This is a genomic window from Mesorhizobium sp. AR07, assembly GCF_024746815.1.
Classification (GTDB): Bacteria; Pseudomonadota; Alphaproteobacteria; order Rhizobiales; family Rhizobiaceae; genus Mesorhizobium.
The window spans coordinates 1419063-1435907 of sequence record NZ_CP080525.1 but is presented as its reverse complement, the minus strand read 5'-3'; the positions used below and the strand labels follow the sequence as shown (position 1 = coordinate 1435907).

Annotated in this window: 13 protein-coding genes; 12 read left to right on the top strand and 1 reads right to left on the bottom strand. The window is 62.7% G+C overall.

The window, feature by feature from the left end; translation table 11 throughout:
• Window positions 1-27 precede the first annotated feature (27 nt).
• Window positions 28-1287 (bottom strand): sarcosine oxidase subunit beta, encoded by a 1260-nt coding sequence (locus BPNPMPFG_RS07435; RefSeq protein ID WP_258594389.1) that lies wholly within the window; start codon window positions 1285-1287, stop codon window positions 28-30.
• A gap of 248 nt (window positions 1288-1535) precedes the next feature.
• Here BPNPMPFG_RS07435 and BPNPMPFG_RS07430 point away from each other — a divergent pair, with 248 nt between their 5' ends.
• The 12 genes from BPNPMPFG_RS07430 to BPNPMPFG_RS07375 all read left to right on the top strand — a co-directional run bounded on the left by BPNPMPFG_RS07430 (window position 1536) and on the right by BPNPMPFG_RS07375 (window position 16685).
• A complete protein-coding gene (locus BPNPMPFG_RS07430; RefSeq protein ID WP_258594387.1) occupies window positions 1536-4025 on the top strand; it encodes a mechanosensitive ion channel family protein in 2490 nt (829 codons plus the stop codon).
• A 177-nt stretch (window positions 4026-4202) separates the two neighbouring features.
• On the top strand, window positions 4203-4466 hold the full coding sequence (locus BPNPMPFG_RS07425; RefSeq protein ID WP_258594386.1) for a hypothetical protein: 264 nt from the start codon (window positions 4203-4205) through the stop codon (window positions 4464-4466).
• 222 nt (window positions 4467-4688) lie between these two features.
• Complete coding sequence (locus tag BPNPMPFG_RS07420) at window positions 4689-6122, top strand: UbiA family prenyltransferase (RefSeq protein ID WP_258594385.1); 1434 nt, start codon at window positions 4689-4691, stop codon at window positions 6120-6122.
• A gap of 2 nt (window positions 6123-6124) precedes the next feature.
• Window positions 6125-7477 (top strand): FAD-binding oxidoreductase, encoded by a 1353-nt coding sequence (locus BPNPMPFG_RS07415; RefSeq protein ID WP_258594384.1) that lies wholly within the window; start codon window positions 6125-6127, stop codon window positions 7475-7477.
• Between the two features lie 124 nt (window positions 7478-7601).
• Complete coding sequence (locus tag BPNPMPFG_RS07410) at window positions 7602-8033, top strand: EamA family transporter (RefSeq protein ID WP_258594383.1); 432 nt, start codon at window positions 7602-7604, stop codon at window positions 8031-8033.
• Complete coding sequence (locus BPNPMPFG_RS07405; protein ID WP_258594382.1) at window positions 8030-9037, top strand: NAD-dependent epimerase/dehydratase family protein; 1008 nt, start codon at window positions 8030-8032, stop codon at window positions 9035-9037. Before BPNPMPFG_RS07410 ends, BPNPMPFG_RS07405 begins: the two co-directional genes overlap by 4 nt.
• A gap of 105 nt (window positions 9038-9142) precedes the next feature.
• Window positions 9143-10573 (top strand): aspartate aminotransferase family protein, encoded by a 1431-nt coding sequence (locus BPNPMPFG_RS07400; protein ID WP_258597091.1) that lies wholly within the window; start codon window positions 9143-9145, stop codon window positions 10571-10573.
• Between the two features lie 34 nt (window positions 10574-10607).
• Window positions 10608-11840, top strand: a complete 1233-nt coding sequence (locus BPNPMPFG_RS07395; RefSeq protein WP_258594381.1) for a hypothetical protein — start codon at window positions 10608-10610, stop codon at window positions 11838-11840.
• Entirely contained in the window at window positions 11837-12595 is a 759-nt protein-coding gene (locus tag BPNPMPFG_RS07390; protein ID WP_258594379.1) for an FkbM family methyltransferase, read from the top strand. The genes BPNPMPFG_RS07395 and BPNPMPFG_RS07390 overlap by 4 nt, the downstream gene beginning before the upstream one ends.
• A 157-nt stretch (window positions 12596-12752) precedes the next feature.
• Entirely contained in the window at window positions 12753-15314 is a 2562-nt protein-coding gene (locus BPNPMPFG_RS07385; RefSeq protein WP_258594378.1) for a GcvT family protein, read from the top strand.
• 88 nt (window positions 15315-15402) lie between these two features.
• A complete protein-coding gene (locus BPNPMPFG_RS07380; protein WP_258594377.1) occupies window positions 15403-16251 on the top strand; it encodes a DUF1194 domain-containing protein in 849 nt (282 codons plus the stop codon).
• Between the two features lie 89 nt (window positions 16252-16340).
• The gene (locus BPNPMPFG_RS07375) at window positions 16341-16685 is read left to right on the top strand and encodes a peptidase inhibitor family I36 protein (protein WP_258594375.1); all 345 of its coding nucleotides are present in this window, start codon (window positions 16341-16343) and stop codon (window positions 16683-16685) included.
• Window positions 16686-16845 lie beyond the last annotated feature (160 nt).

The following is a 16845-nucleotide window of genomic DNA, read 5'->3' as shown; positions in this document are numbered from 1 at the left end:
CCGGTTTCCACTTTTACGGATCATGGTCTAATGCAGCCGCGGGTTTGCACCCTGGCCCTTGTCGTCGATCACCAGGCCGCGATGGAAGCGGTCGAGCGTGAAGGGAGCGTTGAAGTCGTGCGGCTGATCCTTGGCGATGGTCCAGGCAAAGCACCAGCCGGAGGCCGGCGTCGCCTTGAAGCCGCCGTAGCACCAGCCGCAGTTGAGGTACATGCCGGGCAGCGGGCCGGTGGTTATGATCGGCGAGCCATCCATCGACATGTCGCAGACACCGCCCCAGGAACGTAGCATGCGCACGCGGGCAAGACCCGGAAACAGCGCCAGCATCTCGCTCATCACCTCGTCGACGATGGGCAGATTGCCGCGCTGGGCGTAGCTGTTGTAGCCGTCGATATCGCCGCCATAGATGAGGCCGCCCTTGTCGGACTGCGACATGTAGAAATGGCCCATGCCGAAGGTGACGACGGTGTCGATGAAGGGTTTCAGCGATTCGGTGACGAAGGCCTGCAGCACATGGCTCTCGATCGGCATCGTCTCGACGCCGGCCAGTTGCATGACGCGGCCGGTGCTGCCGGCGACCGCGACAGCCACTTTCCTGGCGCGGATGTCGCCACGCGAGGTGGACACGCCTGATATACGGTCGCCGTCACGCAGGAAGCCGGTGACCTCGCAATTCTCGATGATGTCGACGCCGCGACGGTCGGCGCCGCGCGCGTAGCCCCAGGCCACCGCATCGTGGCGGGCGGTGCCGGCGCGCCGCTGCATCAGGCCGCCAACCACCGGGAATCGGGCGCTGTCGGAGATGTCGAGCGCCGGGATGAGGCGTTTGATCTCAGCCTTCGTCATCAGCTCGGCGTCGACGCCGAGATGGCGCATGGCGTTGCCGCGCCTTGCATAGTCGTCGAACTGGGCCGGCGTGTGCGCCAGGTTCAGGCAACCGCGCTGCGAGAACATGACATTGTAGTTGAGTTCGTGCGACAGGTTCTCCCACAGCTTCATCGAGTGTTCGTAGAAGCGGGTGTTTGCCGGCAAGAGGTAGTTGGAACGCACGGCCGTCGTGTTGCGGCCGACATTGCCCGACCCGAGCCAGCCCTTTTCCAGCACCGCGACATTGGTGATGCCATGTTCCTTGGCGAGATAGTAAGCCGTCGCCAGCCCATGGCCGCCGCCACCGATGATGATGACATCATAGGATGCCTTCGGATCCGGCTTGCGCCAGGCCGGCTTCCAGTCCTTGTTTCCCTTGAGCGCGTTCGCGAGCAGCGAAAAGGCCGAGTACTCTGCCATTGATGTCATCCGGTTGCGGCGATGCGGCAGACTATAGAGCAGGGCGCGTCCGCAAAGCCAATATTGCGCCATCGCCTTTCGACTGGCCGACGCTTGGTCAAGCGATTGGAAGAGGTTGGCGATTGGAAGGGGTTGGCGATCCGATGGGGTCTAGCGATCCGACGCGACGGCTTGCCCCACGATATGGCCGTCTTTATCAAGGACAGGCTTTCAAATTGCCTTTGCCGCCCGTGAGTCGCCAACACATCATGCTTTTTCGATTGCTTCGCCTCATTTTGATCCTCGCGCTCGTCGTTTCGGCGCCGCCTTCGTTCGACGCTATGGCGCAAGCGCTCGGCCAGGGCGCCGCGGGATTGATCACCGATCAGCAGAAAGTCATCCAGGGCCTGACGGCCAAGACTGACGATCTCGAGAAGAGAATACAGCAGGACGGTGAGGACGATGCCTCACTCGTGGATATCCGTTTGCAGTTGGAGGATCTGTCGCGGGCGGCACTTACCAGCGCGCTGGCGTTCCGTTCGCGCCTCACCGATATCAACAATCGGATCGAGGTGCTTGGCCCGCCGCCGGCGGCGGGCCAGCCGCAGGAGCCCGATATAGTGACCGGCGAACGCCAGGCGCTCGCATCAGAAAAGGCCGAAATCAACGCGGTTGTTGCCAGCGCGCAGAACCTGTCGATCCGCATCAGCGGGCTGATCGACAAGATCGGCAATATGCGCAGCGAACTGTTCCGCAACCTTTTGACCAAGCGATACGTGCTGACCGACGCACTGAGCCCGCAGGTTTTTTCCGATGCCAGGGACGAGTTCGGCAATTTCTACAAGGCGGTGTCGTCCTGGCTGAGCTTTGCGTTCAAGTTCAAGTTCCAGGCCATGCTGGCGGCGACCTTCGTGGCGCTCGGGTTGGCGCTGGTGCTGCTGGTCGGCGGCAGGCGCCTGTTCGGACGGGTGTTCGAAGCCGACCCGACAGTCGAGGACCCGTCCTATCTCAGCCGCCTGTCGGTGGCGTTCTGGTCGACCTTGCTGCCGACGCTGGCGGTCGGCGCCTTTCTCGGGTCGACGATTTTCTTTTTCAATTATTACAATGTGTTGCGCGGCGACATTGGCGTCTTCCTGAACGCGCTGGCGGCCGTCATCGCAGTGGTGTTCTGCGTCAACCGGCTGACCAATGCGGCGCTCGAGCCGCGGCTGCCGAACTGGCGCCTCATCCCGGTCGAGACGGGGCCGGCGCGCTGGCTGGTACGCCTGGCCACCGCCATGGCCGTGGTCATCAGCGTCAACACCTTCCTGTCGGTGGTCAACGACAAGATGGGTTCGCCGCTGTCGCTGACCATTGCCCGCAGTTTCGGCGCCACCATCATCGTTGGCGTCATCCTGATCCTGATGGCGATGCTGAGACCGTTCAAGGCGCATGATGGAAGCTGGCGGCCTTGGCCGGCATGGCTGCGCTATACATCGCTGGCGCTTGGCCTGTTCACCATCGTCGCGGCGCTGCTCGGCTATATAGGCCTTGCCCTGTTCGTCTCGCTGCAGGTCGTGGTTACCGGCACCGCCCTGATCACCGCCTATATCGGCTTCCTGTCGGCGCGGGCGATCGGCGACGAGGGTGCTTTCGCCAACACGTCCGTCGGGCGCTGGCTGTCGGCCAATTCCAGCTACGAGGATACCGCACTCGATCAGCTCGGGCTCGTCGTCAGCGTCGCCATCAATCTGCTGATCGTGCTGGTGTTCCTGCCGCTGATCCTCTTGATGTGGGGCTTCCAGCCCGGCGACATCGAGGCCTGGGCCTACAAGCTTGCAACCGGGATCAATATCGGTTCGGTGACGATTTCGGTCACCGGCATCCTTTCGGGCATCGTCGTCTTCATCATCGGCTATTTCCTGACGCGCTGGTTCCAGGGCTGGCTCGACGGCTCTGTCATGGCGCGTGGCAAGGTCGACACCGGGGTGCGCAACTCGATCCGGCTCGCGGTCGGCTATGCCGGCGTCGCACTGGCGGCGCTCGTCGGCATCTCGGCGGCAGGCATCGACCTGTCCAGCCTTGCGCTGGTCGCCGGTGCCCTTTCCCTCGGCATCGGCTTCGGCCTGCAAAATGTGGTGTCCAATTTCGTCTCCGGCCTGATCCTTTTGGCCGAGCGGCCATTCAAGGTCGGCGACTGGATCGTCGCCGGCGATGTCAGCGGCACCGTCAAGAGGATCAGCGTGCGCGCCACCGAGATCGAAACGTTCCAGCGACAGTCGGTGATCCTGCCCAATTCGAACCTGATCAACAATGCCGTCGGGAACTGGACGCATCGCAACAAGCTCGGCCGCGTCGATATCAAGGTCGGCGTCGCCTATGGCAGCGACGTCAAGCAGGTTCATGCCATCTTGCTGGAGATCGCGCGCAGCCATCCGCTGGTGCTGAAAAATCCCGAACCTTTCGTGCTGTTTTCCAATTTTGGCGCGGCCGCGCTCGAATTCGAGATCCGCGTGTTCCTGGCCGATGTGATGAACGGCAACATCGCACAGAACGACATCCGTTTCGCCGTGCTCGAGAAGTTCAGGGGCGAGCACATCGAGATTCCCTCGACGCCACGCGCCGTCGTCGAGGTTCACAAGCCCAAGGCCTGGCCAACCGACGACGACAAGATCGAGGCCGACTTTGTCGAGCAGGAACAGGCGAAGGCCGAAGCCGACGCAGAGAAGAAGCGCCTGGCCAGGACGGGGCGCAAGGTTCGCAAACCGGACCCCGACTAGGGTGTTCTGACAGTCGGCAGGCCTTCGAAAGGGCGCGCCCGCAACCTGCCAAAGCCAATTGCGGCATGAATGCGGCATTCAGTTGCGGTTCAGCTTCCGTCTCATATAAGCTTCCATGCAAAGGCGAAAATGCCTTGCGAAATGCAACAGAGGCGGTGGGAACACCGATATTGCAACATGTGGAAGTCTCTCGTCGCTGCCGTCGCCTTGGTCGCCGCCATCGGCTCGGCCCATGCCGCCAGCGCGGTCAACAAGGACGCCGAGACCCGCACGCTGGTCGTGACCGAGGGCGGCAGCAAATCCGACCTTGCCTTGGCTGCTGGCGAAACCGTCGAATTCTGCCCGAAAGGCTGTTTCGTCACCTTGCCCAATGGCGACCTCGAAGCCCTGACCGGCTCGGAAACGGTCGAAATCTCCGGCGGCGTCGCCCGCATCAAGTAATTCCGACGGCATGACAGGAAAGGCCGGGCATTGCCCGGCCTTTTATCGTTTCCGGTCATCGCTGCTTAACGATGACGGGGGAAATACCGCGGCCCGGACCGGCCTGCGCCGGGCGTTTTAACGTTCAATATGCCGTTCGCCGCTATACCAGCTTCAAGACGCCGAAACGCGGCGCGCAACGAGGTCCGTTTCCGGATCATACGCTGGCAGGGCAGGACGGACATGGATGCGCGGTCGGACAGGAACGCAATACCGCTTGCGGTCGATCTCGACGGCACGCTGATCGCGACCGACCTGTTGTGGGAAGGATTGTTCATCCTTCTCAAGAAGAACCCGCTCTATATCTTCCTAGTGCCTTTCTGGGCCGCCGGCGGCCCGGCGCGGCTGAAGCAGGCAATCGCCCAGCGCATAGACATCGATCCGGCATCGCTGCCCTATCGTGCGGCGTTGCTCAATCGCATTCGCACCGAGCATGCGGAAGGCCGCAAGATCGTGTTGGCGACGGGCACGCCGCGCAAATTCGCCGACGCCATCGCCGCCCATCTCGGCATTTTCGACCGGGTGCTGGCGACCGACGGTCTCGACAATCTCACTTCGGGCAAAAAGCGAGCCTCGCTGATCGCGGCCTATGGCGACGGTGGCTTCGACTATGCCGGCAACAGCCGCCACGACCTCCAGGTCTTCGACGCGGCGCGTAACGCAATCGTCGTGGCGCCTGACCGCCATGCCGCGCGCTGGCAGGCCGCACACGGCGCCGAAGCGATGCCGGCGCCGAAGCCGACGTTGCGGACCGTCGTCAAGATGCTGCGCGTGCATCAGTGGCTGAAGAATTCGCTGATCGCCGTGCCGATGGTGCTCTCGCATGAATATTTCAACACCGACATGATCTGGGAATGCCTGCTGGCGTTCATCTCGTTCAGCGCAGTGGCCTCTGCCATCTATATCCTCAACGATTTCTTCGACCTCGCGCTCGACCGCAAGCACCCCACCAAGCGCAACCGACCCTTCGCCAGCGGCGCGCTGTCGATCCCGTTCGGGCTTGGCGCGATCGTCGTGCTGTTGGCGATCGGCATCGGCACCGGCGCCCTGATATCGCTCGAATTCCTGGCGGTGCTCGGCGGCTACATGGTCGTCACCACGGCCTATTCGCTGTCGTTCAAGCGCATGCTCCTGGTCGATGTGCTGACGCTCGCCGGCCTCTACACGATCCGCGTTCTGGCAGGCGCGGCCGCGACCGGTGTCGACGTCTCGTTCTGGCTGCTCGCCTTCTCGATCTTCTTTTTCCTGTCGCTGGCGCTGGTGAAGCGCTTTGTCGAGTTGCGCACCACCGCCATCCCGCCTGGCGAGCGCATTGCAGGGCGTGGATATCGCACCGAAGACCAGGAGATCGTTGCCCAGGCCGGCATGGCCTCGGCCTTCTCCTCGGCGCTGGTGCTGGCGCTCTACATGGACAGTGTCGCGGTGCGCGAACTCTATCCGCATCCGTGGTTGATCTGGCCACTGGCGCCGATCGTGCTTTATCTCACCATGCGTGTCTGGATTCTTGCTCGCCGCGACGAGATGCACGATGACCCTGTCGTCTTCATCATCCGCGACTGGCGCAGCCAGATCGTGGTGCTGATCGGCGCCGTGATGCTGGTCATCGGAGGCTGGTAGGCATGGCCACCGAACGCTTCCCGAGCTTTGGCCTTGCCACGCCGCCGGCGCCGCGCGCGATCGGCGCCGAGGACGGCATTGCGCTGCTGAAGGGCGGTCAGGCCAAGCCAGCGTCGCTGCTGGCCTATGGCAACGGCCGCTCCTACGGCGATTCCTGCCAGAACGAGGCCGGCACGGTCGTCGACATGCGGCCGCTGAACCGTATCCGCGCCTTCAACGCCGAGACCGGTGTTCTCGAAGCGGATGCCGGCGTGCTGTTGTCCGACATCATCGCGCACGCCGCCTCTTACGGGTTCTTCCCGGCTGTGGTTCCAGGCACGCAATTCGTCACGCTCGGTGGCGCCATCGCCAACGACGTGCATGGCAAGAACCATCACCGGCGCGGCACCTTTGGCTGCCATGTCGAAAACCTCACGCTGCTCCGGTCCGACGGAAAGACGCATCGCTGCTCGGCGACAGACAATTCGCGGCTGTTTGCGGCGACGATCGGCGGCATGGGGCTGACCGGTCTCATCCTGTCGGCCTCGATCCGGCTGATGCGGGTGCCTTCGCTCGACATCGTCGAGAAGGCGACGCCGTTTCGCGATCTCGACGAATTCTTCGATTTGGCCGAGGCGGCCGACCAGGCCAATGAATATGTGGTCGCCTGGATCGACCAGCTCGCCGGCGGTCGCGACAGTGGCCGTGGCCTGCTGTTCACCGGCAATCATGCCGAGCACGGTTCGCATGCCGCCTCGCGCGCCGGCGGCAATCTCTCGGTGCCGGTCCAGCCACCGTTCAATGTCCTCAACCGCCCGTTCCTGACCGCCTTCAACGCCGCCTACCGGTGGAAGAAGGGGCGGTCGACGGCGCCGCGCCAGGTCGGTTATCAGGGCTTCTTCTTTCCGCTCGACGGTGTGCGCGACTGGAACCGGCTTTACGGGCCGAAAGGACTTTTCCAGCATCAGAGCGTGGTGCCTGAAGCGGCGGCGCGCGAGGCGGTGCCGGCACTGCTGACGGCTGCCAGGCGAGCCGGGCAGGGGTCGTTCCTCACCGTGCTGAAACGCTTCGGCTCCATTCGTTCGCCGGCGCTGCTGTCGTTCCCGCGTCCCGGCTACACGCTGACACTGGATTTCCCCAACAGGGGAGTTGCGACCCTTGCGCTGCTGCGGGACCTCGATCGCATCGCGGTCGAGGCCGGAGGCGCGGTCAATCCCTACAAGGATGCCCGTATGGGCGCCGACATCTTCGCTTCGTCCTTTTCCGAATGGCCAAGGCTGGAGGCGCTTCGCGATCCCGCCTTCATGTCGGGTTTCTGGGCGCGAACGGCAAAGAGGCTCGATACGCGGCGCGGCACGGTCGAGGCTGCGGAATAGATAAAGCTTGAGTAATTCTTGGTTATCAAATCGTTAACTCGGCGATTCACTCAAAACATTCTTATGACTTCACGAAATGTTTGCGGGTTTGTAGTAGGAAGCGTGAAGGGGTGGCTTGGAACACATGAAATACATCGTCTTCATTCTCTTTACCGTCATGACCAATGCCGCAGCACAGCTGATGCTGAAGCAAGGCATGATGTCGCTCGGGCCGATCTCGTTCGAGGGCGTCAACCCGCTCGTCAAGCTGTTGCAGATCGTCTTCAGCCCCTGGGTGTTTCTGGGCCTGTGCACTTTCGTCATCTCGATGGCCTCGCACCTCTATGTGCTGTCCAAGGTCGAGCTTTCCTTTGCCTATCCGTTCCTCAGCCTCGCCTATGTCGCCGTCGCCATCTTCGCCTATTTCATTTTTCGCGAAGACCTCAACGCCTGGCGCATCGCCGGCATCGCCTTCATCTGCGTCGGCACGGTGCTGATCGCGCAAAGCGGGCGCGGGCATGATGAGGAAACGGCTTCCCTTTCGTCCGACAAGATTCACAGCGAGATCGTTCGATGAGACATGTGATTTTCGGTGGCGACGGTTTCGTCGGCCGCCACCTTGCCCCGAAACTCGTGGCCGATGGTGAAGAGGTTGTCGTCGCCGACATCGTCAGGAGTGACCTGCCGCATTACCGCAACGTCCGCTTTATCCAGTGCGACGTCACCGATCCGGCCTCGGTCGCCGCGGTTGGGCTGAAGGCCGACGACATGGTCTACAATTTATCGGCCAAGATGCTGTCGCCGATCCAGGTGCGCGCCAAGCGGCACGATTTCTTCTTCCCGGTCAATTTCCATGGCACCGAGCATATCATGCAGGCCATGGACAAAGCCGGTGCGCCAAAACTCGTCCACTATACGACCGACATGATCTACGGCCACACGGTCACCCAGCCGATGACCGAGGAGCATCCGGTCGCGCCGCTTGGCGAATATGGCTGGTCGAAGCAGAAGACCGAGGAACTGGCCGCCGAATGGCGCAGGCGCGGCATGTCGATCTCGCTGTTTCGCCCGCGCCTGATCATCGGGCCCGGCCGGCTCGGCATTCTGGAAAAACTGTTCAAGCTGATCGACTGGAGTTTTCCGGTGCCGATGATCGGTTCGGGCAAAAACCCCTATCAGTTCATCTCGGTGTTCGACTGCGCCGAGGCCGCGCGCGCCGCCTGGAAGGCCGGGGTCCCGAACGAGGCCTATAATCTGGGCTCGCTCAACCCGCCGCCGGTGAAGAAGTTGCTCGGCGACCTGATCAGGCATGCCGGTTCGAAATCGATGCTGATTCCGACGCCGGGCTGGGCGGTGAAGCGCACGCTCGACCTGCTCGACCTCTTGAACATGCCGATTATGGATCCGGAGCAATACCTGATCGCCGACGAGGAGTGCGTGCTCGACGTCTCCAAGGCCGAGCGCCAGCTCGGCTGGGTGCCGCAATATCGCGACGAGGACATGCTGATCGCCGCCTACAGCGAGTACCGGGCCAAGAAGGCCGGTCCCACTGTGGCCACCAAACATGTGCCCGCCGAATAGCAGGCTCGCAAAACAGCTTTCGTTGCGCACGATCCTGGTCATGCGCGCAGACAGGAGATTGAAATGACCGTCATGGCCAAGCTCGAACAGACGAATGCGCGCACCATGGTCAGTGCGCCGGCGCTGTCGCCCGTCACCATCGCCAAGCCCGACCTGATCAGCGTCGAGCAGGCCAAGGCGATGGACGTTGCGCGTATGACCGACCTGTTCAAGGCGCATCTCAACCCCGGCCAGCTGCATTTCATGAAGCTGCTCGGCTTCCACAAGATCAAGATCGAGCGTGCCGAGGGCATGTTCTACATCGATCAGAACGGCCGCAAGATCCTCGACTTCTTCGGCGGCTTCGGTTCGCTGGCCTTCGGCCATAACCATCCGCGCATCCTGGAAGCACGGAAGAAATTCCAGGAAGAGAAGCGCCAGGAAATCGCCATCGCCTTCATGTCGCAATATGCGGCGGCCCTCGCGCACAACATCGCCAAGTGCTCGCCCGGCGATCTCGACATGGTTTTCCTGGGCTCGTCCGGTTCGGAAGCGATGGAAGCGGCGGTCAAGCTCGCCGAGCGCGCTGCCGGCCCGAAGCGGCCGAAGATCGTCTATGCCGAGAATTCCTTCCACGGCAAGACCAAGGGCGTGCTGGGCATCACCGACGGCCAGCTCTATCGCGCCGATTTCAAGATGGCGGACAATACGGTCCGCATTCCCTTTGCCGACATCGAGGCGATCGAACGCCTGTTCCGCTCCGACCCGGAGGTCGGCGTCATCGTGCTCGAAACCATCCAGGGCGGCGGCGGCATCATCCAGGCGCCGGCCGAATACTGGCAGAAGCTGCGCGCGCTCTGCGACCAGTATGGCGTGCTGTGGGTGGCCGACGAAGTGCAGTGCGGCTATGGCCGTTCGGGCCGCTTCTATGCCTTCGAGCATTACGGCGTCATTCCTGACGTGACGGCGCTGGCCAAGTCGCTCGGCGCCGGCAAGGCGGCGGTCGGTGCGATGATTGCCCGGCGCGAGGTCTACATGAAGGCCTACGGCACGCCGAAGACGGCGATGATCCATGCCATGGCGACCTTCGGCGGCATGGGCGAGGCCTGCGTCACCTCGATCGAGGGGCTCAACGTGCTCTACGACGAGGGGCTGATCGACAACGCCGCTGTCACCGGTGATTACCTGCTGCAGCGGCTGCAGACGCTCAGGGATAAATACCCCAAGATCATCAAGGATGTGCGCGGCAAGGGTCTTATGATCGGGCTGGAGTTCCACGACTTCTCGCAGACCTTGCCGATGGTTCTGCGGCCGATTGTCAGCGTGCTCGACGACAAGCTGAAGGGGTCGCTGTCGGGCTTCGTCGGTGCGCTGCTGCTGCGCGACTACGACGTGCTCGTCGCCTTCACCGAATACAACCGCAACGTCATCCGGCTCGAGCCGCCGCTGATCTGCCAGCGCGAGCATGTCGACCGCTTTGTCGATGCTTTTGACAGCCTGCTGTCGCGCGGCATCGTTTCGATCGTCAAGGATTTCGTCAAAAGCCAGGTCCGCTGACAGGTCCGTTAAGCGAAGGTCACCGAGCAAGATCATGCTGACCAAGTCCCCCACCGCGAAAAACCCACTCGACCGGCTCACCGAGGCCGGTCTGGCGTGGGGCGAGGGGACCTATGCGCGGCTGGCCGCACCCATCGGCGCGGCGGCTTTCGCGCTCTACATCCTGTTGACGGCGTTCACGGCATGGGTGATGCCGGACGCCAACTGGGACATGCTGCCCTATCTCGCCATATCAGAGGAAGGCACCTATCCCGATGCGCAGGCGCTGCATGACTATGCCTACAACATCGTCAAATCAGGCGTGTCGGCAGGCGACTACAAGGCGCTGACCGACGATGGCGGCGGCTTCCGCAGCCACATGGCGGAAAATGCCGCCGACTTCCATTCGCTGCTCGGCATGTACCGGATCAAGTTCCTCTACGCCGAGATCCTGTCGACGATGAGTTCGGTTATGTCGCCGGTCGAGGCGATGCGCCTGGTCTCGGTGTTCTCGGTGCTGCTGTTCGGCGCGATCGCATTGCTCTGGCTGCGTTCGGAGCGGGCCTTGGCGCTGGCGCCTGTCGTCGGCGCGGTGCTGATCATGGCCGATTTCGGCGATGCGGCGCGTGCTTCGACGCCCGACCTGTTGTGCTCGGCGCTGTTTCTAGGCGGGCTCTACGCCTATGTCCGTGGTCGCGAGGTGGCAACGGCGGTCCTGCTCTTCCTCGCCTTCATGGCACGGCCGGACAATATTGTTTTCCTTGCCATTTTCGCCGTGCTGCTGGTCGCCTTCCGGCAAAAGGCGTGGGGAGCGCTGGCTGGCTTTGCCGCATCCTTCGTTGCCTATTTCGCCATTTCGCACTGGGCGCATCATCCCGGCTGGTGGCCGCATCTGTGGTTCTCCAGCATCGAGCAGCACTACAATATGGATGGGTTCGAACCGGCATTCTCGATCGTTGCCTATCTCCGGGCGTATGCCACGTCGCTGCTGCGCGCCGTCAGCCTGAACAGCTGGGTCGGCGTATCGGTGCTGGCGCTGGCCTGCTGGTACGCAACCAGTCGCGCCGGCTTTCGCCTCGACCGGCGTGCCGGCATATTGTTCGCAGCGCTGGTGCTCGGCGTGCTGGCGAAGTTCGCCGTCTTCCCGATCCATGACACCCGTATCTATTTCCCCAATCTGATCCCGCCATTCCTGCTGCTGGCGACGCCGCTGATGGCGCTGTGGGCAACAGTGGCCCGTGGCCAGCATCGCGCCGCCTTGCAAATCATTCCCGGAGACAAACCATGAGTTCCGTATCCAGCCTGGCGCGCATCGCCCTTTCGCTCGGTCTTCCCGTCGGCCTGCTTGATCGCGGGCCGGCGCTGCGCGGCACGAAGTTCCTGGCCAGGGCGGCGCTGAAAGCGCGCTTCGGTAGGGCGGGGGCCCCATTCCAGATGGTCAATGTCGGCGCCTGCGACGGTGCGCTGTTCGATGACGTCACGCCATGGCTGCACCGCATAGCCGGCGCACGCGCCATGCTGGTCGAGCCGATCCCGTACAATCAGAAACGGCTGCGCGCCAACTACCCCGACACCAGCCGCTTTGTCATAGAGCCGGTCGCGGTGACGAAGACGAAGGGCACGATCACCGTTCACACCTTCGATGCCGCCGCGCTCGAGGCCGGCACCTTGCCCATCGAGTTCATCGGCTGTTCGTCGGTCACCGACACCAACCTTATGTCGGGCAAGAATGCCTGGGGCGAGGCTGATGCCAACTTCAACAAGTTTGCGCCGCACCTGAAAGACATCGAGGTACCGTCGGAAACGCTGCAGACATTGCTCGACCGCAACGGCATCAGCTATATCGACGCCTTCCTCGTCGATTGCGAGGGCGCCGACTGGATCGTCTTCGAACAGCTCGACCTCAAGCGCTATCGTCCCGGCATGATCAAGGTCGAGGTCGGCGCGCTGCCCGCCGCCGAGATCGGCCAGGTCGTGGTCAAGCTGAAGACGTCAGGCTATCAGGTCGGTTTCCAGGCCGAGGACGTCTGGGCCTTCGCCTGAGTTGGCCTTCCGCGAAAAGCGAACCGCCCAAGGTGCCTGACGTGAGCCATTCTACCGTCTGGTCGCTCGGCTTTTTGCCAATGTCGCAAACAGGCTTCATCAGTCCCATCGCTCCGCCCTATAGTCCGCCCGCTTTATCACTTTGGAGTCGCGGGCAATGGCAGAGTTTCCGAAAAAGGCGAAGGTCGTCATCGTCGGCCTGGGCGGTATTGTTGGCGCATCGATCGCCCATCACCTGATCGAACGCGGCTGGGACGATATTGTCGGCATCGACAAGTCAGGCATCCCGACCGATATCGGCTCGACGGCGCACGCCTCCGACTTCTGCTACACGACCAGCCATGATTTCCTGTCGTGCTGGACGACCCTCTATTCCATCGATTTCTACGAGAAGATGGGCCACTACGCGCGCATCGGCGGCCTCGAAGTGGCGCGCGTCGGCGACGACAGCCGCATGGAAGAGATCAAGCGCAAGATCGCTTCGGCAAAGGCTTTTGGCACGCGCGCCCGCCTGATCGACCCCGCCGAGATCAAGCAAAAATTTCCGCTGATCGAAGAAGAGATGGTGCAGGGCGGCCTGTGGGACCCCGATGCCGGTCTTGTCATCCCGCGCTCGCAGACCGTTGCCGGCAAGCTGGTCGACCAGGCGGAGACGTCTGGCAAGCTCAAATCCTTCGCCAACACGCCGGCCAGATCGCTCGTCGTCAGGGATGGCCGCATCACCGGCGTGGTGACCAACCGCGGCACCATCGAGGCCGACTATGTCGTGGTTTGCGCCGGCATTTGGGGCCGGCTGATCGCGGAGATGGTTGGTGAAGACCTGCCGGTGATGCCGATCGACCATCCGCTTACCTTCTTCGGCCCGTATAACGAGTTCGCCGGCACCGGCAAGGAAATCGGCTGGCCGCTGCTGCGCGACCAGGGCAACTCGGCCTATATGCGCGACACTGGCGATCCCAAGACCGCCGAGGGCGGGCAGATCGAATGGGGCTATTACGAAGAGACCAATCCACGCCTTTGCCACCCGCGTGACCTCTTGGAGAAGGACCAGGCCCGGCTTTCCCCCTCACAGCGCGACCTCGACATGGAGCAGATCCTGGCGCCGCTCGAACGCGCCATGGAGTTGACGCCGATCCTGGGCGAACTCGGCTATAATGAAAGCCATTCCTTCAACGGGCTGCTGCAGGTGACGGCGGATGGCGGGCCCTCCATGGGCGAAAGCCAGAAGGTGAGGGGCCTGTGGTATGCCGTCGCCATCTGGGTCAAGGACGGTCCCGGCATGGGCAAGCTGATTGCCGACTGGATGACCGACGGCCGCACGGCGATCGACCATCATGCCATCGACTATGCGCGCTTCTATCCGCACCAGACGAAGGAGCAGTTCATCTGGGATCGATGCACCGAGACGGCGATGAAGGTCTACAATCCCGCGGTGCATCCGCGCGAGCCGTTCTCCAAGGGCCGCAACATAAGGCGCTCGCCGTTCTGGGAGCGCGAGAAGGAACTCGGCGGCTATTTCATGGAACTGGGCGGCTGGGAGCGTGCCCATGGCTACGCCGCCAACGAGCACCTGCTTGAGAAATACGGCAACCGCGTGCCGGTGCGCGGGAACGAATGGGACAACCGCCATTTCTGGCGCGTGTCCAATGCCGAACACCTGGCCATGAGCGAGGATTGCGGCATCGTCAACCTGTCGCACTTCGCCATGTATGACATCGAGGGTCCGGACCATGTCGCGCTGCTGGAATGGCTGTGCGCGGCCAAGATCGGCGGCGACAACAACATCGGCAAGGGCATCTACACCCACTTCCTCGACGAGGAAGGCATGGTGCGCGCCGACTTTACCGTCATCCGCATGGCCGACCGCTGTCGTTTGATCGACGGGGCGGACGCCGGCCCGCGCGACTTCCAGTACATGCGACGCACCGCGCAGGACAAAGGTTTCGACGTCACCATCACCGACGTCACCGAGAAATTCGTCACCATCGGCATCTGGGGTCCGAATGCCCGGGCAACCCTGCAGAAGGTGGTTGAGAAACCGGATGGGCTATCCCTGGAAAACTTCCCCTTCGCGGCGATCAAGCCGGTCAGGATCGGCGGCAAGGATGTCACCGCCTTCCGCATCTCCTACGTCGGCGAGCAGGGCTGGGAACTGCACACGCGCTACGAGGACGGCCTAGCCGTCTGGGACGCGCTGCGCTCGACCGGTGTGATGCCGTTCGGTGTCGAGACCTATGCCAACACCCGCCGCATGGAAAAGAGCCTGCGCCTGCAGAATGCCGACCTTCTGACCGAGTACAATCTGCTCGAAGCCGATCTCGCCCGTCCGAAGGTCAAGGAGAACGATTTCTGCGGCAAGGCCAGGCATGTCGAGTACCGCGCCCGTGAGCACCAGCCGGCCATGTTGTGCACGCTGGTTATGACCGAAAACGTCGATGCGAAGGGCGTTGCCCGTTATCCCGTCGGCACGATGCCGGTGATGGACCCGAAGACGGGCGAGACGCTGGTCGACGAATTCGGCCGTCGGTCTTTCACGACCTCGATGGCCTATGGCCCGACCATCGGCAAGAATATCGGTCTCGCCTATCTGCCGTGGGCATATGCCCAGGAAGGCCGCAAGCTCGCCATCGAGTACTTTGGCGAGACCTATCCGGTCGAGGTGGCCGCCGTCGGCTATAAGCCGCTTTACGACCCGGAGAACCTCAAGCCGCGCAGTTGAGAGCTCGCAGGGAGCAAACGGCGTGAAGCCCGGCTCATGGCCGGGCTTTTCTCTTTTTAAACTGGCGATTCTCGCTTACCCTTGCGGCATGTCTGCTTTCCGGTGTGCAAGACATGTCTTCTCGGGCGGCGCCGTGCTGGCGCTGATGCTCTGGCTGACGCCGGCGTCCCTCGCGGATGAACCGGTCGATGTCGAACTGGTGCTGGCCGTCGATGTTTCCTTGTCTATGTCGCCGGATGAACTCGAGATCCAGCGTCACGGCTACGCGGCGGCACTGACGCACGACAATGTGCTGCGGGCCATCGCCGACGGCGCTTATGGCAAGATCGCGGTTACCTATGTCGAATGGGCCGGCACCACCTGGCAGCGCGTCATCGTGCCGTGGACGGTGATCGCCAGTCGCACCGATGCGGAGCGGGTGGTCGCGCAATTGTCCGCCCAGCCGCCGGGCAGTGCACGGCGCACCTCGATCTCCGGCGCGCTGGAGTTCGGTGGCGATCTCTTCGCCGAAAGCGGCTACCAGGGGACGAAGCGGGTCATCGACATTTCAGGCGACGGTCCCAACAACCAGGGCGCGCCGGTCAACCTCGCCCGTGACGAACTGATCAGGCAAGGCATCGTCATCAACGGACTGCCGCTGATGACCCGAGGCGGCTTTTCCGGCGCCTACGACGTCAACAATCTCGATCGCTACTACAGCGACTGTGTCATCGGCGGTCCCGGAGCCTTCATGATCCCGGTCAACGACTGGACGCAATTTCCCGGGGCCATCCGCCGCAAGCTGGTGCTGGAGCTTGCCGGGTCGGCCTCGCCGCAATGGGCGGCGCAAGAGGCCGATCATCCGCCGGTGGTGCTGGCGCAGGACAAGCCCGCCAGCGACTGCCTTGTCGGCGAAAAGATGTGGCGCAACCGCAGCTGGATGCTCGACAGCCGCTAGGTTTTCTTTACCAGACCGAAGCATTGGCAAAATGGCCGGACCGCGCTATCCAGCCGGAGGGGGCAGCGGTCAAAACGAGGAAACACCAGATGAAACGTCTTGCCATCCTGACGGCTGTCGCATCCGTGCTTTGTGCCGACGGCGCCAGCGCCCAGTACAACGATGGGCCCGCCTGCATCATGTTCGAGCACGCGAATTTTCGCGGCCGAGCGCTGGAGATGGAGGCTGACGATGTGGTGAGTTTTCGCGGCGGCCAGTTCTGGAACGACCGTGTGTCGTCGGTGATCGTGCGCCGCGGCTGCACGCTCGTTGCCTACGAGGACACTCAGATGGAGGGCCGTTCGATCGAGATCAGGCGCAGGATTCGCAATCTCGCTGATGGCGACTGGAACGACCGCATCTCGTCGGCGGAGTGCACTTGCGACGACTACTGAAGCCATGCCGGATTTCCGGCGGCCGGTTGCGTTTCGGTGTCCGGCCGCCGATCCAGCTGGGCTATCGCCGCCAGGTCTGCCTTGCGCCTCACCATCCTGTTCATTGACAAGCCGATTGGCGTCTGTGAGACAATTTCCCCAGAGAAAAAAAGGGGAACTG